The sequence below is a fragment of the Acinetobacter terrae genome (genome assembly GCF_013004375.1).
Classification (GTDB): Bacteria; Pseudomonadota; Gammaproteobacteria; order Pseudomonadales; family Moraxellaceae; genus Acinetobacter; species Acinetobacter terrae.
The window spans coordinates 20,091-43,060 of record NZ_JABERI010000026.1; the positions used below are offsets into that span (position 1 = coordinate 20,091).

Annotated in this window: 22 protein-coding genes; 10 read left to right on the forward strand and 12 right to left on the reverse strand. The window is 40.5% G+C overall.

All coding sequences use genetic code 11. The annotated features are described in order from the left end of the window. Positions 1-30: 30 nt before the first annotated feature. From HLH14_RS11285 to HLH14_RS11310, 6 genes are all read right to left on the reverse strand, one after another. Positions 31-567, reverse strand: coding sequence for a F0F1 ATP synthase subunit delta (locus HLH14_RS11285; RefSeq protein ID WP_086193904.1), 537 nt, complete (start codon positions 565-567; stop codon positions 31-33). Positions 568-578: 11 nt separating this feature from the next. Beyond that, the gene (locus tag HLH14_RS11290; protein ID WP_067725895.1) at positions 579-1,049 is read right to left on the reverse strand and encodes a F0F1 ATP synthase subunit B; all 471 of its coding nucleotides are present in this window, start codon (positions 1,047-1,049) and stop codon (positions 579-581) included. Between the two features lie 38 nt (positions 1,050-1,087). Then, positions 1,088-1,333 carry a F0F1 ATP synthase subunit C gene (gene atpE / locus HLH14_RS11295; RefSeq protein ID WP_000424060.1) on the reverse strand — a complete coding sequence of 82 codons (246 nt, stop codon included), beginning with the start codon at positions 1,331-1,333 and terminating at the stop codon, positions 1,088-1,090. 83 nt (positions 1,334-1,416) lie between these two features. Then, entirely contained in the window at positions 1,417-2,292 is an 876-nt protein-coding gene (atpB, locus tag HLH14_RS11300; RefSeq protein WP_067725893.1) for a F0F1 ATP synthase subunit A, read from the reverse strand. Between the two features lie 105 nt (positions 2,293-2,397). Continuing rightward, on the reverse strand, positions 2,398-2,796 hold the full coding sequence (locus HLH14_RS11305) for an ATP synthase subunit I (protein ID WP_086193905.1): 399 nt from the start codon (positions 2,794-2,796) through the stop codon (positions 2,398-2,400). Between the two features lie 171 nt (positions 2,797-2,967). Beyond that, positions 2,968-3,807, reverse strand: a complete 840-nt coding sequence (locus tag HLH14_RS11310; RefSeq protein WP_086193906.1) for a metal ABC transporter substrate-binding protein — start codon at positions 3,805-3,807, stop codon at positions 2,968-2,970. 141 nt (positions 3,808-3,948) lie between these two features. On the opposite strand from HLH14_RS11310, the gene HLH14_RS11315 reads away from it, so the two are divergent. Genes HLH14_RS11315 through znuB form a run of 3 tightly spaced genes read left to right on the forward strand, consistent with a single transcriptional unit; the run spans position 3,949 to position 6,014 of the window. Beyond that, the gene (locus tag HLH14_RS11315) at positions 3,949-4,446 is read left to right on the forward strand and encodes a transcriptional repressor (protein WP_067725886.1); all 498 of its coding nucleotides are present in this window, start codon (positions 3,949-3,951) and stop codon (positions 4,444-4,446) included. Beyond that, positions 4,419-5,210, forward strand: a complete 792-nt coding sequence (gene znuC, locus HLH14_RS11320) for a zinc ABC transporter ATP-binding protein ZnuC (RefSeq protein ID WP_086193907.1) — start codon at positions 4,419-4,421, stop codon at positions 5,208-5,210. Before HLH14_RS11315 ends, znuC begins: the two co-directional genes overlap by 28 nt. Before the next feature lie 3 nt (positions 5,211-5,213). Next, positions 5,214-6,014, forward strand: coding sequence for a zinc ABC transporter permease subunit ZnuB (gene znuB / locus HLH14_RS11325; RefSeq protein WP_067725882.1), 801 nt, complete (start codon positions 5,214-5,216; stop codon positions 6,012-6,014). A gap of 88 nt (positions 6,015-6,102) precedes the next feature. Here the strand turns inward: znuB and HLH14_RS11330 are convergent, their stop codons facing one another. Further along, positions 6,103-6,723 (reverse strand): LysE family transporter, encoded by a 621-nt coding sequence (locus HLH14_RS11330; RefSeq protein WP_086193908.1) that lies wholly within the window; start codon positions 6,721-6,723, stop codon positions 6,103-6,105. 162 nt (positions 6,724-6,885) lie between these two features. On the opposite strand from HLH14_RS11330, the gene HLH14_RS11335 reads away from it, so the two are divergent. Continuing rightward, on the forward strand, positions 6,886-7,806 hold the full coding sequence (locus HLH14_RS11335; RefSeq protein WP_086193909.1) for a Dyp-type peroxidase: 921 nt from the start codon (positions 6,886-6,888) through the stop codon (positions 7,804-7,806). A gap of 149 nt (positions 7,807-7,955) precedes the next feature. On the opposite strand, the gene HLH14_RS15985 is transcribed toward HLH14_RS11335, so the two are convergent. From HLH14_RS15985 to HLH14_RS11355, 3 genes are read right to left on the reverse strand one after another with little or no spacing between them, the layout of a single operon-like run. Beyond that, positions 7,956-8,354 (reverse strand): lysozyme inhibitor LprI family protein, encoded by a 399-nt coding sequence (locus HLH14_RS15985; RefSeq protein WP_086193910.1) that lies wholly within the window; start codon positions 8,352-8,354, stop codon positions 7,956-7,958. Then, positions 8,338-9,906 (reverse strand): pesticin C-terminus-like muramidase, encoded by a 1,569-nt coding sequence (locus HLH14_RS15990; RefSeq protein WP_228145915.1) that lies wholly within the window; start codon positions 9,904-9,906, stop codon positions 8,338-8,340. Before HLH14_RS15990 ends, HLH14_RS15985 begins: the two co-directional genes overlap by 17 nt. Beyond that, positions 9,906-12,770, reverse strand: coding sequence for a type VI secretion system Vgr family protein (locus tag HLH14_RS11355; RefSeq protein WP_086193911.1), 2,865 nt, complete (start codon positions 12,768-12,770; stop codon positions 9,906-9,908). Before HLH14_RS11355 ends, HLH14_RS15990 begins: the two co-directional genes overlap by 1 nt. A gap of 225 nt (positions 12,771-12,995) precedes the next feature. Between HLH14_RS11355 and HLH14_RS11360 the strand changes: the two genes are divergently transcribed. From HLH14_RS11360 to HLH14_RS11380, 5 genes are all read left to right on the forward strand, one after another. Then, positions 12,996-14,150, forward strand: coding sequence for a methionine aminotransferase (locus HLH14_RS11360; protein ID WP_086193912.1), 1,155 nt, complete (start codon positions 12,996-12,998; stop codon positions 14,148-14,150). Positions 14,151-14,289: 139 nt separating this feature from the next. Beyond that, positions 14,290-15,657, forward strand: a complete 1,368-nt coding sequence (locus HLH14_RS11365) for an MATE family efflux transporter (RefSeq protein WP_086193980.1) — start codon at positions 14,290-14,292, stop codon at positions 15,655-15,657. Between the two features lie 173 nt (positions 15,658-15,830). Further along, entirely contained in the window at positions 15,831-17,201 is a 1,371-nt protein-coding gene (locus HLH14_RS11370; protein ID WP_086193913.1) for an LLM class flavin-dependent oxidoreductase, read from the forward strand. 309 nt (positions 17,202-17,510) lie between these two features. Then, positions 17,511-18,872 carry an LLM class flavin-dependent oxidoreductase gene (locus HLH14_RS11375; protein ID WP_171533085.1) on the forward strand — a complete coding sequence of 454 codons (1,362 nt, stop codon included), beginning with the start codon at positions 17,511-17,513 and terminating at the stop codon, positions 18,870-18,872. Positions 18,873-18,966: 94 nt separating this feature from the next. Continuing rightward, on the forward strand, positions 18,967-20,331 hold the full coding sequence (locus HLH14_RS11380; RefSeq protein ID WP_171533086.1) for an LLM class flavin-dependent oxidoreductase: 1,365 nt from the start codon (positions 18,967-18,969) through the stop codon (positions 20,329-20,331). Between the two features lie 114 nt (positions 20,332-20,445). Here the strand turns inward: HLH14_RS11380 and HLH14_RS11385 are convergent, their stop codons facing one another. Next, positions 20,446-21,273: an ABC transporter ATP-binding protein gene (locus HLH14_RS11385; protein ID WP_086193916.1), complete on the reverse strand. Its 828-nt coding sequence runs from the start codon at positions 21,271-21,273 to the stop codon at positions 20,446-20,448. A 37-nt stretch (positions 21,274-21,310) separates the two neighbouring features. Continuing rightward, a complete protein-coding gene (locus HLH14_RS11390; protein WP_086193917.1) occupies positions 21,311-21,526 on the reverse strand; it encodes a TOBE domain-containing protein in 216 nt (71 codons plus the stop codon). 224 nt (positions 21,527-21,750) lie between these two features. On the opposite strand from HLH14_RS11390, the gene HLH14_RS11395 reads away from it, so the two are divergent. Next, entirely contained in the window at positions 21,751-22,848 is a 1,098-nt protein-coding gene (locus HLH14_RS11395; RefSeq protein ID WP_086193918.1) for a sigma-54 interaction domain-containing protein, read from the forward strand. Positions 22,849-22,970 lie beyond the last annotated feature (122 nt).

Sequence of the window (22,970 nt, forward strand, 5' to 3'; positions counted from 1 at the left end):
GTCTTCTTATACGTCGCTATTTTCAGCTAATTACGCAAGAAGACGAGTCCGCATTTTTTCAAGCTTGTTAAGTGCAGAGTCATCTATCACTTGGTCGCCTGCACGAATAACAACACCCGCAATTAACGCTGGGTTAACTTCTACAGTAACATTTACAGCAGCGTTAAATTTTTTCTCTAACGCTTGAGCCAGTAATTGTTCTTGTACAGAAGTTACAGGGAATGCTGATTCAATCACAACATCCACAGTATTGTTATTCTGTGATTTGAGCAGTTCGTATTCTGCTTCAATTTCAGGTAACAACGCTAAACGATCGTTGTCTGCAAGAAGAGTCAAAAAGTTTGACACTTCTTGAGTTTGATTCTCACCTAAAACTTTTGCAAAAACACTTACCTGCTCAGCAGGAGTAAGCTCAGGGCGATTCAAATAAGCGGAAAATGCTTCGTCTTGCACCGCAGCACTGAGCACTTGTAACACATTCGACCAATTGTCAGTTGCACCTTGCTCAGAAGCGAAAGCAAATGCTGCTTTTGCGTACGGGCGTGCCAACGTCAAGAGTTCAGCCATAATCGCCTCGCTTAAAGTTTAGCAGCCAGCTGAGTAAGCATGGCATTGTGAGCTTCCGCATCAACTTGCTGGTTCAGAATTTTTTCTGCGCCAGTAACTGCCAAGGCAGCAACTTGTTGACGTAATTCTTCGCGTGCAGCATTGATTTCAGTATCAACAGTTTCTTTCGCCTGTTGACGGATACGCTCACCTTCAGCAGATGCTTGAGTACGCGCTTCTTCGATCAATTGTGCACCACGACGGTTCGCTTGTTCGATCAATTGAGCCGCTTGTGCTTTTGCCGCATCTAATTCAGCTTTCACTTGAGCTTGCGCATCGGCAAGGTCAGCTTTTGCTTTTTCAGCAGCATTTAGCCCATCAGCGATACGACGCTGACGTTCACTAATCGCATTGATTAGTGGTGGCCATACAAACTTCATGCAGAATGCGACAAACATCGCAAATGCAATTGCTTGGCCAATCAATGTGAGGTTGATATTCATAGCTATTCCTCAATAGTTTAATTTAGGAATTAAGCTGATTAACCTACAAATGGATTAGCGAAGATGAAGAACAAGCCAATACCAACACCGATCATAGGCACAGCATCAAGAAGACCTGCGATTAAGAACATACGAGTTTGAAGTTGTGGAGCCAATTCTGGTTGACGAGCAACAGCTTCAAGGAAACGGCCGCCTAAAAGACCAAAACCAATCGCAGTACCTAAAGCACCAAAAGCGATCAAGATAGCAGATGCAATTGCAACTAGACCTAAAGTGAGTTCCATGATAATTCCTCAGAGGTTAGGTTTTATACCAAATTAAGTTAGAAAACTGTACCCAACCATCTCGTGATAGTCAGGTAATACCATTAATGTTTTTCGCTAGCCATACTCAAGTATACGATAGTTAGCATCATGAAAATGAATGCTTGTAGCGTAATAACAAGAATGTGGAAGATCGCCCAAGGCACAGACAACGCCCACTGGATCCAGAACGGTAATAACGCGATAAGAATGAAGATTAATTCACCCGCATACATGTTACCGAACAGTCGTAGAGCCAATGAAACTGGACGTGCAAGGAAGGTTACCAATTCCAAAATTAAGTTCACTGGAATAAGCAACGCTTTTGCAACTGGGTTACTTGGATTGAACGGGTTAAGTGCCAATTCGCCAACGAAACCGCCAATACCCTTTTCACGGATACTGTAGAACAAGATAAGGACAAATACAGACAATGACATACCAAGGGTAATGTTAGGGTCAGTAGATGGAACAATCTTGAAGTAAACGTGGTGAGGATCCATACCAAATACGTTTGAGCCAATAATTCCTGCCAGATGCGGAATGAAATCTACTGGAAGTAAATCCATCGCATTCATCAGGAAAATCCACACAAAAATTGTGAGGGCTAAAGGCGCGATCAAACGTGATTTGCCATGAAAAGTATCGCGGACACTTGAGTCAACAAACTCGATAATCATTTCAATTGCAGACTGGAACTTGGTAGGAACACCAGAGTTTGCAGCTTTCGCTACACACCAGAACAACAAACAGAAAATCACACCAAGCGTGATAGACCAACCCATTGAATCCAAGTGAATAGCAGTGAACCCCATCTGTTGAGCTTCATCAGCAGTCTCAGCCAATTTCCAAGAACCATCCGGCATTTTGCCATAGGTTAAATTGGTCAAGTGATGCTTGATATACTCGGTCGAAGTAAGCGCATGTTCTTCAGCAGCCATAAATCACACCTGGTCAATGTCAAATACTAAATAGAGTGAACGAACATCGCGTGCTGCCTGATATCTCGTCCATCTCCTAAAAAACTTTTCAATTTTTTGTTGTGCTTAAACCCGTTTTTGTAGACGTGACGCCAAAAAAGGAGCGACCCACGACATGGTTTGAACGAGGATAAAACCACAAAACAACGCCACCGCTGACAACGGTTTAACGTTACTTAAAATTAAAATGAAACCAACGATCACAATTGCAAACTTGCCCATCAAGCCTCGATACATGTTCGAAAGAACCTGTTTTGAAGCTCGCGCACCTGCGGCTCGAAACGATTGCCAAGAAAAATAACAACTTGCAAGCCAACACACCAACGCACCAAGTGCGGCACTGTAGGCTGCAGTCGAGTCTTTCAGGACCCACGCTATCAAGGCTGAAACAGGGATCATGCATGCTTGTAAGATGACCAAAGCTTTCGCTAATCGTCGATCAATCATGCGACTAGTTCGGCTCATTATTTATTCACTCACAGCATTCATGCTTGACAAGTTTAGCTGATGATCGTTTTTAATCGCAGGCATTATAGAGTTACACCCCTGAACATGCAATCTTTTCCCGACCTAAGTCTGGTTTTTTTCAACGAAAAAGCTGCTTTGATACTAATCAATAGTTGTTTATTTTTTGTATTACTTTCGTGCATTTAGCACACAGTTATGGGTTTGCTCGGCAAGTTTTTTCCAAGCCACGACAAAATCCCCTGCCCCACCCATGCTTTCATCTACTGCCTGAAAGGTAATCGGATTCAATTTCTGGTATTGATTTTTACTGGCATGTCCTTCTGCCAACAGGCACATATTGCGACTTGGACGGCTATCATTTAGGTATTTAATTTGCGCCATAGTCGGTGCGACATGTGGATCATCGGTCAATGCACCGGCAAATTTCAAATTTAAGGCACGTTCCAAATATTGATAAGCATCGTGATATGCCCAGTAGGTCTTTGCAGATGAAGTTGCGTTATATTGTTGTGCAGTCAGCAACATCTCTTGGGCAAAGCGCTTGGCATTGGTCCAATAGGCATCTTTATGTTCTGGCATTTGCTGTGAACGCAGTGCAGCAATAAAGAAGCCAATCCGCACCGCATTATTCGGATCAAGCCAAACATGGGTATCTACGGTATTGTTTAAAGCCACACCACGGGTATTGCGCTGTGGCAATGTTTGCACGATACCAGAATCTAAAACAGAAATGGCTTTGGGATTATCAGACAACAACTTATCCAGCGGTGCTTCATGTGCTTTGCCCAACCAGATCACCAGTGAAGCATCCAGAATAGCTTTGCGATGTGCAGGCGTAAGTGTGACATCGTGTCCAGTTTGATCTGCCAATAACAGTACAGGCTTTTCAATCCCTTGCGTGATTTCTTCAGCAATAAGATAAATTGGATGCGTAGAGACCACTAAACTTTGTGACCAGCTTAAGGTACTGAATAAAGCAAGCGCACAAAATGCAAAGAAACGGGACATGAAAGAAGATCACCAAATTTTCAACAGGTGTTATAATATAACAAATAGACAAAAATACCTACGGCTAATCGAAACGGGTATCGCTTCATGTTAAGATTTAATGTCCATTTGTTTTTATAAATTTCGCACTTGAGGTTGGCTATGAGCTTATGTTCGCACGAACATCACAATGCATTACATGGCGTACATGACCATCATAATGTCGAAACACGACTGGCTGAAGCTGAAAGTCTCTGTGCGCTGACTGGCGCACGTTTAACCCCGTTACGCAAAGAAGTATTAGGACTGATTTTAAATGCCACAGGTCCAATGGGTGCATATGACTTATTGGCTAAAATCAAGAGCGATTCAGACCGCCCTGCTGCCCCCCCGACGGTTTATCGTACTTTAGACTTCTTATTAGAAAAAGGTTTAATCCACCGTTTAACTTCTATTAATGCCTACATTCCATGTTGTCATCCTCGTGAAGGACATCAGGCGGCATTTTTAATTTGTACCCATTGCAAAAATGTGACAGAAGCTTCTGCACAGGGTTTATTAACACAATTAGATGCGCTTTCAGCATCTGATCAATTTACTGCACATCACAGTATTATTGAAATTTCTGGGATATGTCAGCAGTGTCGCAACAAACAGTAACAGCTCACACACTGATTGCCTTAGACAAAATCAGTGTGCGCATCGATGAGCGTGACATTTTAAAGAATATCGATTTCGCCTTACATGAGCGAGAAATTGTCACGCTGATTGGTCCGAATGGCGCAGGGAAATCCACCCTGATTAAAGTCCTATTAGGGATTGTTAAAGCCAATTCAGGCAAAATTCATAGTCATAAAAAATTAAAATTTTCTTATGTGCCGCAAAAGTTTAATCCGTCGCATAGCTTGCCTTTGCGTGTACGAGACTTATTGGCTTTAGAAAAATGCGATGCGGATAGAAAAGCAGAAATTATTTGCGATACCGGTATTACCAAACTCCAAGATTCTAAAGTACAGCAACTATCTGGCGGTGAACGACAACGTGTTTTGTTGGCACGTGCTTTACTTCGTCAACCCGATGTTCTGGTTCTTGATGAACCGATGCAAGGTTTAGATATTCAGTCAGAAGCTGAACTGTACGAATATGTAAGAAGCTTGCCGATAAAATATGGTTGTGCCGTGTTAATGGTATCGCACGACCTACAATGGGTGATGCAAGGTACGCACCGCGTAGTGTGTTTGAATAAACACATCTGCTGCAGTGGCTTACCTGAAAATGTGCAGAAGCATCCAGAGTATCAAGCTATTTTTGGTACCAACCGTGCGTTCTATCAGCATCATCATGATCATTGCGCACATGGTGATAGTGCAACCTCGTGCCAGCATGATCCTCGCCCACATATTCACCCCGAACCGGAAGCTTAAGCCATGATGGAATGGTTACAAATATTGTTACCTGCATGGACCATGGGAACGCTACTGGTGTTTCTGACTGCTCCACTGGGTTGTTTAATGTTATGGCGACGGATGTCTTTTTTTGCGGATACCATGGCGCACGGTACTTTACTGGGTGTTGCGATTGCCGGTGCTTTAAGCCTGCCACTCTGGTTAGGCGTGACCTTTTTGGCATTCTTGTTGGTCGGGATTTTATGGGTACTGCATGACCCTCGCCTACCCAATGATGCTTTACTGGCCCTTTGTTCAGCCACCCTGCTCTGCTCAGGTTTATTGTTTATTCAGCATATTCCAAGCTTAAGACCGGAACTGCTCAGCTATCTATTTGGCGATCTACTACAAATTTCGTGGTCAGATCTACCGATGTTTGCTTTTGTCATTATTGCCGCTTTGGCTGTGCTGTATAAAAACTGGCAAGCACAAATTCAAATTGCAATTGACCCTGATATGGCAATCAGTGAAGGCGTGAATGCCAAATGGCAACGTCTGGTGTTTATGTTGTTATTGGCATTATTTACCGTGTTGGCTTTACGTGCCGTAGGTTCATTGTTGATGGGTGCTTTACTTGTTATTCCGGCATTAACTGCACGCTTACTCGCACACTCGCCAAAACAGATGGTGGTTTGGGCTTTTGTGATTGCACAAATCGGGATTAGTGTAGGTTTATGGTCAAGTGCAGGTTTAGATACATCGACTGGCTTAACGATTGTGCTCACCATGGCGATTTTATTTGCCGTGATTTTTGCAGTGCAGAAGTTTAAAAAGTTGGCTTAGTCTTTCCTTTATATATCTATCATTTTTACGATGCTTTTTATTTTCCAACAACCTCTCCTTAAAGGAGAGGAAAAACAATCTTTACTGATTACTGATGTACAAAACTAAGTAATCCAGCTGCACAGCTAAACAACACTGCAAAAGTTCGGTTCATATATTTCTGCTGTTTTGGTGATTTCAGTAACCGTAAAACTTTGGCTGCCAATCCGGTATAGCCGGCCATGACAATCAAATCAATCGTGACCATGGTCAACGCCATAATCAGATATTGAATCCACTGTGGTTTGGATAAATCTAAAAACTGCGGCAACACTGCAAGTAAAAACACAATAGCTTTGGGATTACTCATATTGACCAAGAAGCCATGCAAGACCAGTTTAGCAATCGATTTATTCGGTTGTTCGTGTTGAATCTCAATCGACTGAGTTGGTGCTTTCCATTGCAGATAAGCCAGATATAACAAATACAACACCCCAAACCATTTTACTACCAGAAAAGCCCATGGTGTAGTCGCAAAGAGTACCCCTACCCCGGCTGCGACAATTCCGATTTGCACTAATAATGCAAGTTGCAGACCTAAAGCATTCCAGTAGCCACGGCGAAAGCCATAATTTAAACCACTCGACATGGAAGCGATTGCACCTGCACCCGGCGAAATACTAATCACCCAACAAGCCAACATATACGCTAGCCAAATTTGGTAAGACATAAAATACAAGAAGATAGAAAGACCGACTTATTATATGACTTTTCATCTTTTAGAAGCTTTAAAAATCAACTATCAAAATAAAACTTTGGGCTATTCACTCAGGCAGTGATAAGGCACAATAAAGCCAGCCACATATTTTATAAAAATTGTTAGGAGCCATGTATGACTGCCCAATCTGTAATTTTACCATTACCTTCAGATCATGCTCGGTTTATTGTTTTACGTTTAAAAGACTTAACGATTGATGAGTTAAAAGAAAAGCTTGCAGATTTATTTACTACACGTGATCGTTTAATCACACAGCATCCTAACGCGCAAATTAAAACGGGTGTAGCGTTTGGTCCTGCACTTTGGGCAAAACTCTATAATCAAACCCCTGAAGATTTTAAACAATTGGAACCGATTCAAGGTTCATTTCAAATGCCTGTTGTCCCTGCTGATGTTTTAATTCATGTTGCATCTCAACGCACTGACATTTGTTTTGCATTAAGCCAATCTTTCTTTGAAGGTATTCAAGATAAAGTTGAAGTGCTGGATGAACGGGTATGCTTCCGTAATTTTGACGGTCGTGACCTGACAGGTTTTATTGACGGAACTGAAAACCCACAATTCCCAGATGACCGTGCCGAAGTCGCTTTACTCGGTGAAGATGCTGGCGTTTTTGCTGATGGTTCATTCGTATTTGCACAACGCTATGCGCATAACTTGGCAAAATGGAAACAACTAAAAGTTGATACACAAGAAAATGTGATTGGTCGAACCAAGTTAGAGTCTATTGAACTGGATGACGAGGTTAAGCCTGAAAATGCGCACATTGCCCGTGTTGTGATTGAAGATGAGGAAGGTGAAGAAATGGAAATTTTACGCCACTCTCTTCCTTATGGTGATGGTAAAGGTGACCAAGGTTTGTTCTTTATTGCTTATACCAAAAAATTAGAAATTATAGATCATATGTTGCAACATATGTTTGGTACCACTGGCGACGGTATTCATGACCGCCTTCTTCACTTTGTAACCCCAGTTGATGGTGCTTATTACTTTGCACCGAGTGAGGAATTGCTGGAAGAAGTTTTGGAAGGGTAAAGTAAAATGTAGCTATTATTTACATTAGCCAAAATTACAAGAAAGAATTTAATGTGAAATAAAGATAACTAGAAGCCACTTAGGAAGTTAATTTACACCTTAAAGCTTCTAGTACACTCTTTTAATTTAATTTTTATCACTTCCTTCGGCTATTTATAATTTTCTAAAAATTTTATTCGTTTATGATTTTCTTGTGCATAACAATCAATTAAATAAATGGGTGCTTCTCTCCCCCCTTCTGCCTCTTTATATTCAGCTGTACATTTATTTTTTCGGTTTTTCAACCATACTCTTTGGCTTACTAATAATTCTTTTTTCTTAACTTTATTCATTAATTTAATTTTGTCTTTATATTTTATATTTAAAAATTTATCTGACTCTAAATAATCTTTTGAGACACAATACATTAAATCCTCTTGCATAGGACTTCCTTCTTTACATTTGACTTTTAGAGCATCTTTATATAAAAAATCCTCAGGAATAACTGCATGAGCATTTAAAGAAATTAATAAAATTAAACAAAATAAAAATTTATTTATAGCAATCACATTTTAATCCTTTTTCAAAAATTTTTGCTTCATCTTCGCGTCTTGCTTGTAAACCTCTATTTTGTTTTGTTGTCCACAAACGTTTCATACTTCTTAAAGATATAGGAACATTACTTCCACTTTTTTTCAAATCTCCCTGAATTTCTCTCATTTCTTTTCGTCTATTTCCTTTAAGACCTATATATCGATTATATACAAGCGATAAAATAGCACCTTGACAATGAGGATGATATTTTAAAATATCAGGGTAAATTTTTAATGTATCCTCTGCATATCTTTTCTTTACTATCATTACCATATCATAAGCTTTATTTTTACTTATCGTAATATCGGATAGGCTACTAACTAAGGCTTGTGCAGATACGCCTTTTTTCCCTTGAGCTTTTAATAAGCGTTGAATTTGATTTGGAGTATAATATAAAGTTAAATCTTTTTTAATTTGTTCTGTACTCTGTTGTCCTAAATCATAACCATATCCTAATGTTACTCCACTTTTACCATCTCCTCCTTTACTCGGCACATAAGGTTGAGATTCATATTTTTCCCATTTTAAAATTGATTCAAGAGATTCTTTTGAAATAATCATTATTCCTAAAGATGTTTCAAAAGAATATGTTTGAATAATACATTCAGAAGAGCAATCTTTATGATTAATGCTTTTATTTATGACTGGTTTATCTTGTTGAGTACTTCCCTTCGTTACATCCACATCTAAATGCAACTTAACAGAACGTGCATTTATTCTTTGTGGCAAATAATCTACAGATTTTAGTGGAGTACCATCAGGTCTATATACTGTTATCTTCACCCATTTTCCGATATGACCCCGAACTACAATCTTTCCATTTGAAGCAGTGATTATATTTTTTTCTCCACTATCTAGAGCTAATATTTCAACGTTTGTTTTTTCTACAATATAATTATTGTCATTTTTATCCAACAGAGTGATCGTCGATAAACTTTTAAAACTATCATATGGTTCATCTAATTTAATAAGAATTGGCTGTTTGGAACCATTGCCAGAATTTACAGATTTTTTTAGAATAAATTTATCATTAGATGTCAGAACTAAAATTTCTATTTCTCTATTTGGGGAAGATTCTATTTCTGCAACCCCTTCTTTATTAGTAGAACGTTCAAAAGTTTTTTTCCCTTTGGGTCTAGATTGAATAGGAAAATTAAACATAACTTTTCCTGTACTATCTACAACTTTAAATAAAGTAAACACTGTTCCACTTGCAGGCTGTTTTACATTTCCCTTTTTATATTCCTCAATAGTTTTTGGCAATTGAACTTTTATCGGATTATGGTCAGATGAAACTATGGATGAGTTGATCGTTTTAAAAACTGTATAATCTTTAGCATTCGGTGGTTTAGCTAAAATTTCGACTATCCTGTTAGAAGAAGATTGAAACACGAATAATCCATTATCATCTGTTTTTTGAAGATTCTCTCTTATTGACCCTTTATAACGAGACTTTACATTTAAATTGATAACTCGACGTCCCGACTTGTCATAGAATTTAGACGTAATGGTGACTAAACTACTCATTAATCAAAGTCCTCTTCTGTATAAACTTCATCATCCTCAAAAATCTCTCCTTCTATTTCTTCTATCAGTTCATCAATATTGTCATTTGATATTTCCTGACTTAAATAAGTATTTAAAGAGTTAAATCCCAATGCTGTAAATTCTGATTGTTGCGGAGTATAGAACCTTAAGGAACTAATGATTTTTTCACTATTTAATTCATTTTTAATATTTTTAATTAATTTTCCATCTGATTTACCAACAATAAAAATCTCCTTTTCACCCTCAGATGGCTTGTTCCACATATAATCAATTTGATTGCTATAAGGAGTTTCAAACATTGGCAAACTTACCTGAGGTGTCAGTACTTTTGCCCCTCCCACAAAACTATGCTGCCCAGCCTTACTCTCAAACTTGCCACCCGTAGTTGTAAAAACACCTTCGGCATTGATCTTTAACTGTGAACCGCCTGCAGTCAGTACAATCTCTTTAGGGCTAGTAATTTCAATTTTATCTTCGGTAGAAATCAGCTTAATGACCTTGCGAGCGATGGCTTCAATTGCATCATCCTGCGCTTGAAGTTCAACTTTACCTTTTGCAGCAAAGGCTCTGAATCCTTCTTGTGCTGCAAAAAGACTAATTTTTTTACTTGCATGCCCAATCAAAGACTTTTGTGTACTGAAGTTGATACTCTCTCCTGCACTATGGTTAATCTGTTGATCTGCTGAAATATGGATATCTTCATTTGTTGCAAGCGCAATCGAATTGGGTGCAGCCAATAGCATTAAAGCCTGTTTAAATGTATCCGCTTGCTCTTTTTCCCCACTTTCAATGTGGTCAAGAAAAGCCTTCAAATTTTCCAAAACATCTAACGGATCCGTTAACTGATTTTCCGCAACTTGACTCAATGCTTCAGAATTATTCAAACTCGATTGCAGTTGAGTTCTTGCTTCATTTGTACCGAGATGATGACCATTGGCTTGATCTTGAGAATATGTCGAAATCAGCAGACCTTTCCCCGCACGAACAGCTCCATATTGATCGGTTCTTAACTCAAATCCTTCACCACGCCCATCACTGATTTCTTTATCTTTGGGATGGCTCAAGTTACCCAAATTCAATTGGCTTGCCCCATGACTGCTGTGCAATTGGGTACTGATCTGTCTGGTGGTGTCATCAAAACGGAGTTGGTTAAAGCCTGCTCCAGCCACTTCTTGCGAACGGATGCCACTGAGCTTTTTGGTATCGGGTAACTGCCCTTTGATATCAAACATGGTTTGATGGCGTTCAGCTTCATGAATTCGCCCAACCACAAATGGCCGATCAACATCACCTTCAAAGAAGTCGATCACCACAATTTCACCAATTCGGGGATGGAATCGCGCGCCATAACCTTCACCTGCCCAAGGGGTCAACACATCTACCCAGGCTGAGTCGGTATCGTTTTCATTACTCCCCGCACCGCCATCGTGACCATGGTCGTCCACACGAGTAAACATGAAGCGAACTTTGATGCGTCCCCATGCATCCACAAAAATAGTTTCACCTTCAGGTCCAACGACTTTGGCTCGTTGTGGATAGGCCGCAGGTCGATGCATTAAAGGACTATATTCAGGCACTACGGGGACATTACGACGTACTAGATACAGCTCATTGGCTTGTCGTTCATCTCCTTGGTGTTGCCAACGGCTTAAAGTTAATAAGACATCTAACTGACGGAGAATATCTTTCGGTAAATTATTCTGGTTATAAAAAGCTTTGCCTAAAATCAGGAATTCTTTATCTGAACCTGAATGCAGATCAATTTCAGGATGATCGATTAATTCAAACCAATAACCCACCTGTGCATCACGTACACTACTATTGGCGGTGAAGTATTTGGCCTGCAAGTCTTGGTATTGGGACAGCTGCTGATTAAGCTTTTCTAATTGGTTACTACCTGAAATCGTGGTCTGATCGGTACCGGTTAAATCTGATGTCCATGCTGGGCTGATGGTCCAGGCTTGCTCCAAACTTAAAGTTTCATTATCTTGCAACTCACTATGTTGATGATTACTGAGCAGACTATTGGCTTGATCTTGCGACAGGCTGTTGGCTTGCCAACGCTGTACCTGAATTGCGGTGGACTGCAAAGAGCGTTCGGCGATAAAACTGGTGATGCTATCTAGGCGTTCTGTGGCATGACTACGATGAAATCGGATTGATCTTCTGCTTAAAGCACTATATTGATGATTATCATCAATCAAACGTAGTTTCTGCGGCTGAATCGCGGAGGAGGAAACTGCAACTCGGTGTTCAGACTCATCAATCAGCCAATTAATGCCTTCACTGCGCCACAGTCGTGTGAGAAATTCATAATCCGTTTCATTGGCTTGCATTACGAAAGGACGAATATCGTATTCTCGGGTTAAGCCCTGAATATTTAGACTTAAGCTGGCGGCAAATAAGGCACTTTTACTTTGCCATTCTCTAAACAGTATTTCACTGATATCACGCACGCTTTTGTTCATAAACACACGACTATTCTGGCGCTTGTGCCAGAGTGCCGACGCATCTTCAATGGTGATTTTATAGAGGGTGAGTGCCCCATCACTTTGACCTTGGCTGGCACCAGTAATGATACCAGTGATTCGTGAGAGTTCACCTAAATCAGTGACTTGATCGACAGCTACACGTCCACCTATAAATTGCTTTAGGGGAATATGGGCATTGGTCGACAAGCAAATCAATTCAGCCTTAAAGCCATGATTAATGCGATGTTGTCCTTCAATTCTTTGAATAAAGACCTGAGGATTAAGCAATTCGTTGGAAAAATATAAATGCAGGGCACGTTTTTGCAAACTTAAGCCCATACCTTCAATCACAGCATGGATAGTGTTTAACATAATAATTTATTGTTTTAAGAATATTATTTTAATGAGTGGCTGCATTCTAAGAAATGTTGTTTTTTTAGTCTAGTGAGTTTTTTGTTAATTCGATAAAAAAACCATACATCCAATTCAACCTATTTAAATCTGTTAAAAAATACAGAGATTAAATTAGACTTTTATTTTTCGGTTCCTGTCTTACTGCTACACTGAAAAGAATAACAATATTCAAGAGTTCGGGTCATGATTGACATCCATTCCAAACTGCCTGCACAAGGGATCACCATTTTCAGTGTGATGACCGCAATGGCACATCGCCTGAATGCCTTAAATCTCTCTCAAGGTTTTCCCGATTTTGCAGCCCCTCCTGCACTGTTAAAAGCGTTAAGCCAAGCTACTTTGGATGGCTTTAATCAATATGCACCAAGTGATGGACTGATTTCACTACGCGAACAATTGGCACATCAATTTTTAAAACGCGATCAACTGGTGATTGATCCCGTCACTGAAATCACCATTACCCCAGGCGCAACCATCGGGATTTTTTGTACTATTCAGGCGCTGATCCATGCGGGTGATGAAGTTATTATTTTCGACCCCTGCTATGACAGTTATGGCCCCAGCGTGAAACTGGTGGGTGGCAGAGCCATTCATATTCCTCTGGTTGCACCCGAGTTTTCCGTAAACTGGAATCAGGTTAAAGATGCCATCAACGACAAGACCCGAATGATCATTGTGAATACCCCTCACAACCCTACTGGTGCAATTTGGTCACGTCAGGACTGGTTAAATTTAATTGAGCTGATTCGTGATAAAAACATTGTGGTGCTGTCCGATGAAGTCTATGAACATCTGATTTATGATGGTAAAAAACATTATTCCGCACTGTCTTTTCCTGAATTGCGTGATCGCAGTATTGTGGTGGGTTCTTTTGGTAAAACCTTCCATGTCACGGGCTGGAAAACCGGTTACTGCATTGCCTCACCCGAACTGATGAAACTATTTAGACAGGTTTATCAATTTGTCAGTTTCTGCGGTGTCACGCCGATACAAATGGCACTGGCGACTTTTATGCAGCAGCATCCTGAACATATTGAACAACTTGCCGACTTCTATCAGGATAAACGCGATCTATTTAATTCAGGCATTCGCAACTCACGTTTTCATTTTACTCCGTCACAAGGAACCTATTTCCAGAACTTAAATTACAGTGCCATTCGCCCCGATTTAAACGATATCGAGATGTGTAAATTTCTCGCGGAACATCATGGCATTGTGGCGATTCCTATTTCAGTTTTTTATCAGCAGGCGCCCGAAAATTTACGTTTAATTCGCTTTTGTTTTGCCAAAAAAGATGAAACCTTAGAACAAGCCTCTGCCATTTTATCTGCTGTTTAAGTTCATGATTTATTAATAAATTTAAGCCTTAGTTACTTAACAACGCTTAGTTACTTAACAGCTAAGGCTTTTTTAAGCGAACTCAGGTAGTGTGATTTTAAATCTGAAAAATGATAAAAATACCTTTACAGGACGTTCAATGTCTCAACATCAATCACTGCTCGATCAACAAAAATTATGGAAAACCTTTTTAATTTTCCTGTTGCCGTTGATTGCAACCAATATTTTGCAAAACCTTTCAGGAACGATTAATACCATTTTTGTAGGGCAAATGATGGGGGTGAATGCCATTGCAGCAGTGGCTGTATTCTTCCCGATTTTGTTTTGTCTGCTGGCTTTTGTGATTGGCCTTTCAGCGGGTGCAACCGTATTGGTTGGACAAGCTTGGGGGGCGAAAAATGTTGAAAAAGTTCGCTGTGTGGTCGGCTCTACCCTGTTTATGACTTTAATTGGCGGCAGTATTATTGCCCTGTTTGGGGTGCTTTTTGCTGAACATATTTTACTTGCCTTAGGCACGGATCCGGATGTCATGCACCTGTCACTGCCTTATGTACAGTGGATGCTTGCCGGCAGTCCCTTGCTGTTTATTTATATTATTTATACGTCAATTTTACGTGGAGTCGGTGACAGCACCACCCCGCTGATTGCGTCAGGCATGACCATTCTGATTGGCGTATTAATTACCCCTGTGCTGATTGCGGGGTATTTTGGCTTTCCGAAAATGGGCATTATTGCACCTGCTATTGCCACCATTGTCGGTTACCTTGCAGTACTGATCTTTTTGGCCGTGTACTTAAATAAAAAAGATCATCCGCTTAAGCCTGACCGTCATCTGCTCAGTCATATTCGCCATCAACGCGAACTCAGTATAATCATTCTACGTTTAGGCATTCCAACCGGCATTCAGATGGTGACAACTTCAGTTGCCGGTTTGGTGATTGTAGGTTTGGTGAATCGTTATGGTTCCCATGCCACTGCAGCCTATGGTGCAGTCAATCAGGTGCTGAATTATATTCAATTCCCTGCCCTATCTATCTCTATTGCCGCGTCGATTTTTGCTGCTCAAGCTATTGGTGCAGGTAAATCGGAACTACTGAACAAAGTCACGCGTACTGCACTGGGTATGAATATCGTCATTACGGGTGGATTGGTAGCTTTAGCTTATCTATTCTCAAAATATCTGATGGCGCTATTTATCACCGACCCGACGGTGGTTGTACTTGGGCAGCAACTTTTATTTATTGTATTGTGGTCGATTATCTTCTTTGGTGCGAGTGCCATTTTTGCTTCCATCATGCGTGCCAGCGGTACCGTAACTGTCCCAATGATCATTAACATTGTTGCCATTATTGGCATTGAAGTGCCATGCGCTTATTTGTTCAGTCAATGGTGGGGCTTACAAGGCATTTGGTATGCGTACGCACTGGCATTTGTTTGCTTAAGTATTCTTCAAGGTCTGTATTATCAATTTATCTGGAAGAAAAAAACCGTTAAAGCGTTAATTTAAAAGTCCTTTAAGCAAATCAATGCTCTTTGCAAAACCCGCTGCAAAAGGCTGATAAATGTGATTTAAATCCTTATCCCATATATTTTATAAGGATTTAATTTTATCGTATTTTCCAAGCTTCTAATTCCTTGTTATAACCCTGTGAAAATGAATGATTACAACAGGGTATGACCATGTCGAAACGACAAATTAAACTGGGTGCTTTTATTCCCACCACCTCACAGCACGCAGCAGGCTGGCGTCACCCGCAGTCTCGTCCACAAGATCATCTAAGCATTGATTACGTTATTGAATTGGCAAAAACTGCTGAGAAAGGTTTATTTGATGCCTATTTTCTTGCCGACGGTTTATCGGTGAACTGGAGTCATGGCGCTTCCAAAAACAAGCAAAGTATTGGTTATAGCGACAAAGTTGTCGGTTTTGAACCCGTAACATTATTTGCTGCCATTTCAGCAGTGACCAAGCACATTGGTTTTATTGCCACGGCCTCAACCACCTATGAAGAACCTTACCTTTTGGCACGTAAATTTGCCTCACTAGATCACATTTCAAAAGGTCGTGCTGCATGGAATGTGGTGACCACTATTTCGGCGGATACGGCACGTAATTTTGGTTTTACTGCGCATCCAGATGCAAAAGTCCGTTATGAACGTGCCGATGAATTTATTGAAGTCACCCAAAAACTTTGGGATTCCTGGGAAGACGATTCGTTCTTATATAATAAAGAAAGCGGTCAATTCTTTGATGCCAACAAGCAGCATGAACCGCGACATACAGGCAAATATTTCAATGTACAAGGTTCACTGAATGTTCCTCGTCCACCGCAAGGCTATCCGGTCATTGTACAAGCCGGTCAGTCGGAAGATGGTCGTGAACTTGCAGCAAAATATGCCGAAGTCATTTTCACTGCGCAACAAAGTTTGGATGATGCACAAACCTTCTACCGTGATGTCAAAGCACGTTTAAGCAAATATGGTCGCCATGCCGATGACTTAAAAATCATGCCAGGCGTGTCGATTTTCGTGGCAAAAACCGAGCAAAAAGCGCAAGAAAAATATCAGTTGTTGAATAGCCTGATTCATCCAGATGTTGGTTTAGGCTTACTTTCCGGTTTGGCAGGCAATATTGATTTATCTCAATTTGATTTAGATGCTCCATTTCCAAAACTTGATGAAACAGAAATCAATTTTAGCAGCCGTCAGCAAATGATGATTGAAATTGCACAAAAACATAATTTTAGCATTCGCCAGCTGTATGAATATATTGCCTCAGCACGTGGTCACTGGACCTTGATTGGTACACCTAAACAAGTGGTCGATCAATTACAACAATGGTTCGAAAATGAAGCTGCGGATGGCTTCAATGTATTGCCCCCTTCGACCCCCGCGGGTCTGGATGACTTTGTGGAATTTATTGTGCCTGAACTGCAACGTCGCGGCCTGTTCCGTACCGAATATGAAGGTACAACCTTACGTGAAAACTTAGGTTTAAAACGTCCTGAAAATCAATATGTGCTGGCACAACAACAAGCTCAGACATCTTAATCCAAGAACGATTTAAAATGCCCTTCGGGGCATTTTTTATGCCGCTTTTTAAAGATCACACCATTTTGATCTATCTAAAAAACAACATAAGAATAGAGATTATCCCTTTTCGACCAATACATAGCTTTTCATATAAGTACTGCATTTTTTCTACTGTCTGATTTGAAACAAAGCAACGTTTTTACTGTTGAATCTTAAACACATAAAAATATTATGTATTTTATATTATTGTTTTAATTAGTATTTATCATTGGCACAAAGTTTGAATGAGATGTTCTGAATATTTATTAGAATCCATAGGATATAACAATGTCAAAACGTCAAATTAAACTCGGTGCCTTTATTCCCGCGACCGCTCAACATGCTGCAGGCTGGCGTCATCCTGAATCTCGCCCTCAAGATCATTTGAATATTGATTACATTATCGAACTGGCAAAAACCGCAGAGAAAGGTTTATTCGATGCCTACTTTTTAGCAGATGGCCTATCCGTTCGTTGGGGTTCGGCAATTGAAGGTGAATTGGGCTTAGGGGATAAAGGCGTCGGCTTTGAACCTGTGACCTTGTTTGCTGCGCTGTCTGCAGTGACTAAAAATCTGGGCTTTATTGCGACGGCATCAACCACCTATGAAGATCCGTATCTATTAGCACGTAAATTTGCTTCGCTGGACCATATTTCTAAAGGTCGTGCCGCATGGAACGTCGTGACAACGGCTTCAGCTGATACCGCGCGTAACTTCGGCCTAGAACAGCATCCGGATCCTAAAACACGTTATGAACGTGCCGATGAATTCATTGAAGTAACCCAAAAGCTTTGGGATTCTTGGGAAGATGATGCCTTTATTTACAACAAGGAAAGTGGTCAATTTTTCCATGCCGATAAAATCCATGAACCTCAACATAGCGGCAAATATTTCAGTGTACAAGGACCATTAAACGTCTCTCGCCCACCGCAAGGTTATCCTGTGATTGTGCAAGCGGGACAATCCGAAGATGGCCGAGAACTTGCAGGCAAATATGCTGAAGTGATTTTCACCGCACAACAAAATCTAGCCGATGCACAAGAATTTTACCGTGATGTGAAAAGCCGTTTGGCCAAGTATGGCCGCCAGCCAGATGATCTTAAAATCATGCCAGGCGTGTCAATTTTCGTTGCGAAAACTGAACAAGAAGCGCAGGAAAAATACCAATTACTCAATAGCTTAATTCACCCAAAAGTCGGTTTAAGTTTACTGTCAGGTTTATCGGGCGGGATTAATTTAGAGAAATATGATTTAGATGCCCCGTTCCCGAAACTTGAAGATGCCGACATTAACTTCTCAAGTCGTCAGCAAATGATGATTGATATTGCGCGCAAGCATAATTTCACCATTCGCCAACTTTATGAATATATCGCCAGCGCACGTGGTCACTGGACCTTGATTGGTACACCGAAACAAGTAGTAGATCAGCTGCAAAACTGGTTTGAAAATGAAGGTGCAGATGGCTTTAATATTTTGCCGCCGACGACCCCTGCCGGTCTGAATGACTTTGTTGATTTTATTGTGCCTGAACTGCAGCGTCGTGGCTTATTCCGTACCGAATATGAAGGCACGACACTGCGTGAAAACTTAAGTTTAGCACGTCCTGAAAATCAATATGTTTTAGAAAAACAGCAAAGCAAAGCTTCATAAATTGTGCTTGAGCCTGTTCATTTAGAGCAGGCTTTTTACGTTACTTCAAATGAAGTACAAAGATTGAAACAAGATAAAAAATAGGATAATTAACATGGCTAAACGTCAAATTCGCTTAGGTGCTTTTGTACCGGGAACATCACAACACGTTGCAGGTTGGCGCCATCCCGAAGCTCGCCCACAAGACAGTCATAATCTAAAATATTTTATTGAACTGGCAAAAACCGCTGAACGCGGCCTGTTTGATGCGTATTTTCTTGCCGATGTTCCAGTCACAGTCGACCCAGACACCACGCCCAATTTAGGCTTAACAGGAGGTTTTTCCGCAGGTCTTGAACCTGTTTCACTGTTTTCAGCACTCGCTGCAGTCACTGAGCATATTGGCTTTATTGCCACCGCTTCAAGCACCTATGAAGAACCGTACAATTTGGCCCGTAAATTCGCCTCACTCGATCATTTATCTGAAGGTCGTGCGGCTTGGAATGTGGTGACTACTTCGGGTCCAATCGTAGCGAAAAACTTTGGTTTAAACGATGCGCCGCATCCGAAAGAACGCTATGAACGTGCCGATGAATTTATTCAAGTGGCACAAAAACTGTGGGATACCTGGGAAGATGATGCCTTTGAGTACAACAAAAAAACTGGTCAATTCTTTGACGGTGACAAACTGCATCCACCGCGTTTTAAAGGTAAACATTTAGCCGTACATGGCGGACTCAATATCGCGCGTCCACCGCAAGGCTATCCGGTAATTGTACAAGCCGGTCAATCGGAAGATGGTCGTGAATTGGCGGCTAAATTTGCCGAAGTCATTTTCACTGCACAGCAAAAAATTGAAGATGCACAAGCCTTTTATAAAGATGTTAAACAACGTTTAGTCAAATATGGCCGTCATACCGATGACCTGAAAATTATGCCGGGTGTTTCGATTTTTGTAGCGGAAACCGAAGAAGAAGCAAAAGCGAAATATGATGAACTGAACAGCTATATTCACCCATCACTCGGTTTATCTTTGCTACAGCAATTGGGCGGTTTTACCGAAGACCTCAGTCAATACAACCTCGATGAACCTTTACCTGAACATATCGGTCAAATTGAAAATGGTGCCAGCCGCAACCAACTGATTTTAGACATTGCCCGTCAAAACAATTTTACTATTCGCGAGTTGTACCAATGGATCGCAAGCGCACGCGGTCACTGGACCATTATTGGTACACCTGAAAAAGTGGTCGATGAACTTCAGGCTTGGTTTGAAAATGAAGCCGCGGATGGTTTTAATATTTTGCCACCAACAACCCCAGCGAGTTTAGATGATTTTGTTGATTTAGTGGTACCTGAACTGCAACGTCGTGGCCTGTTCCGCACTGAATATGAAGGCAAAACTTTACGTGAAAACCTAGGTTTAAAACGTCCAGAAAACCAATATGTTTTGGCACGTCAGGAAGTGAAAGCGTCTTAATTTAAAATCAGTTGAATATCCCTCATTCATGAGGGATTTTTTATGCCAGATCATTTTAATTCGACATAAAAAAACCTACTTTACGCAGGCTTTTGGATAACACATAAAGCACAATTACCAAGCAAATTGATAATCTGAAAACTTCGCTGGCTGTTTGTTGCTGTGTAATTGGTCTTTTAAAGGATCGCTAAAATCGAGCAGAATATTATTTTTAATATTGTGTAAACGCACATCTTCACGTTTACGCGGATGCGCAACCGGTACATCCACAATGCGTTTGATTCGACCCGGATGTGGCTGCATCACCACCACACGATCACCTAAAAATACCGCTTCTTCAACGTCATGGGTCACAATCACCATGGTGATTTTTTCTGCCTGCCAAATCCGCTGTAATTCATCTTGCAGGTTTTGACGGGTTAAGGCATCAAGTGCACCAAACGGCTCATCTAAAAATAAAATTTCCGGACGATTCACCAGACTTCGTGCAATGGCAACACGCTGGTTCATCCCGCCTGAAAGTTGCGATGGAAAAGCATCTTTAAACTTGGTCAATTTGACCAATTCTAAATGCTCATCGATGATTAGATCTTCTTCGGCACGGCTTAAATTGCTTTGATGCAATGCAATGCGAATATTTTCTGTCACACTTAACCACGGAAAAAGACGGTGATCTTGAAACACAATCCCGCGGTTTAAACTGGTGCCAAAAATCTTTTTACCATCAACGTGTATCTGGCCTTGATAGCTATTTTCCAGTCCAACCAATAAGCGTAACAGTGTGGATTTACCACAACCACTGCTACCGACAATACTAATAAATTCACCCGGTTGAATGTCTAAATTAATATCGTCCAGCACGGTTAATGCTTCATCATTTTGAGTCGGATAGGTTTTACTGAGTTGCTGAATAGATACATGGCCGGTCTGTTGCTGTGTCATATCTCAATTCTCCTGTAAAGCTTGAGGCAATGGCGAATTAAAGCTTCGCCAATGACACTTCTGTCGATTTGATCAATACCACCACTTCAGAACCGACTTTCAGATCAAGATCTTTGACTGAACGGGTACTAATAATTGAAGTGAACAAACCGGCTTTGGTTTCCACATTTATTTCTGAAACAACGTCCCCTTCTAATACTTCTTGAATAACGCCTTTGAATTGGTTACGTACGTTAACGGCTGTGATTGTCATTATAATTACTCTGTGTTTATGATGTTGTTAATATAAAATACTTTTGGCTGATTATTTATCTCGATTTAATATTTAGTTATGCATGCTTCATTTATCTATTTAACAGATATATTTATCAAAAAGCGTTTATGCAGCAAAACAGATAATTAAATATCGTTTTATTATTTATTTTTCGATATTAAATATTTCATGATGAGCTCAATTTTTATAATGAAGCAAATCATATGTCTATATTAACGCATCCTAGCGTCAGTCAGACGGTTCGCTACGAACGCGCACGAGCGACCGTCTTTGAAGATCCATTGTCAAAGGCACTGCTGGAGCGCATTGAACAAATTGCGCCAAGCGATGCCAATGCCTTGATTATTGGTGAAACCGGTACCGGTAAAGAGTTGGTTGCCAGACAAATTCATGCCCTAAGTCACCGTGCCAAAGGCCCTTTTATTGCAGTCAATTGTGGTGCTTTAACCGAATCATTAGCAGAAAGCGAATTATTCGGTCACGAAAAAGGTGCGTTTACCGGTGCAATTCATCAGCGGATTGGCTGGTTTGAAGCGGCGCATAATGGCACCTTATTTTTAGATGAAATAGGTGATTTATCGCTGTCTATGCAGGTAAAATTACTGCGTATTTTACAAGAACGGGAGATTGTTCGGGTCGGCTCGCTCAAGCCGATTCGGATCAATGTACGCATCATTGCTGCAACCAATGTCGACCTTGAAAAAGCAGTGCTGGAAGGCAAATTCCGTGAGGATTTATTTTATCGCCTATATGTCGCTTTGCTACGTATTCCGAAGCTTTCAGAGCGTCGCGATGACATTTTACCCTTGGCTAAATTCTTTGTGGAACGCTATCAAACTGACCCGCATGCAACGCCGTTACGTATCAGTCCACTTTCGGTTAAAAAGCTGTTACAACATCGTTGGCCGGGCAATATTCGTGAACTGGAAAATACCATTCACCATGCAGTTTTGGTCAGTCAGAATGGTGTGATTGAACCGGAGGATATTCGCTTCTCAAACCTGTTACATAGTCGTAGCAAAGGACAAAATCAAAGTGCACCGCAAAATGATTTAAACAACAACGCTTTGCCGGAAATTTTGGCCAACACCGATGCTGAAAAATTGTTGCAATCGACCTTTCAACATTTGTTCCAAGCCTCACAGCAATTGCCGCAACTCAATATCAATGAGTTAATTGAAGAACAATTTATTCGTAGTGCCTATACTTACTGTGAATACAATCAGGTGCATACTGCAAGGTTACTGGGCGTGACACGTAACGTGATTCGCACGCGTTTAATGAAATATGCATTATTATAATTAAATCTATTTTTTAAAATAAAAACCTAGCATAAATATTAAAAATCTATATCAATTATCTTAAAGGCTTTATTTTAATTCAAAATAAAAAATTTAATATTTTATTTATTTTAAAGCTCGTA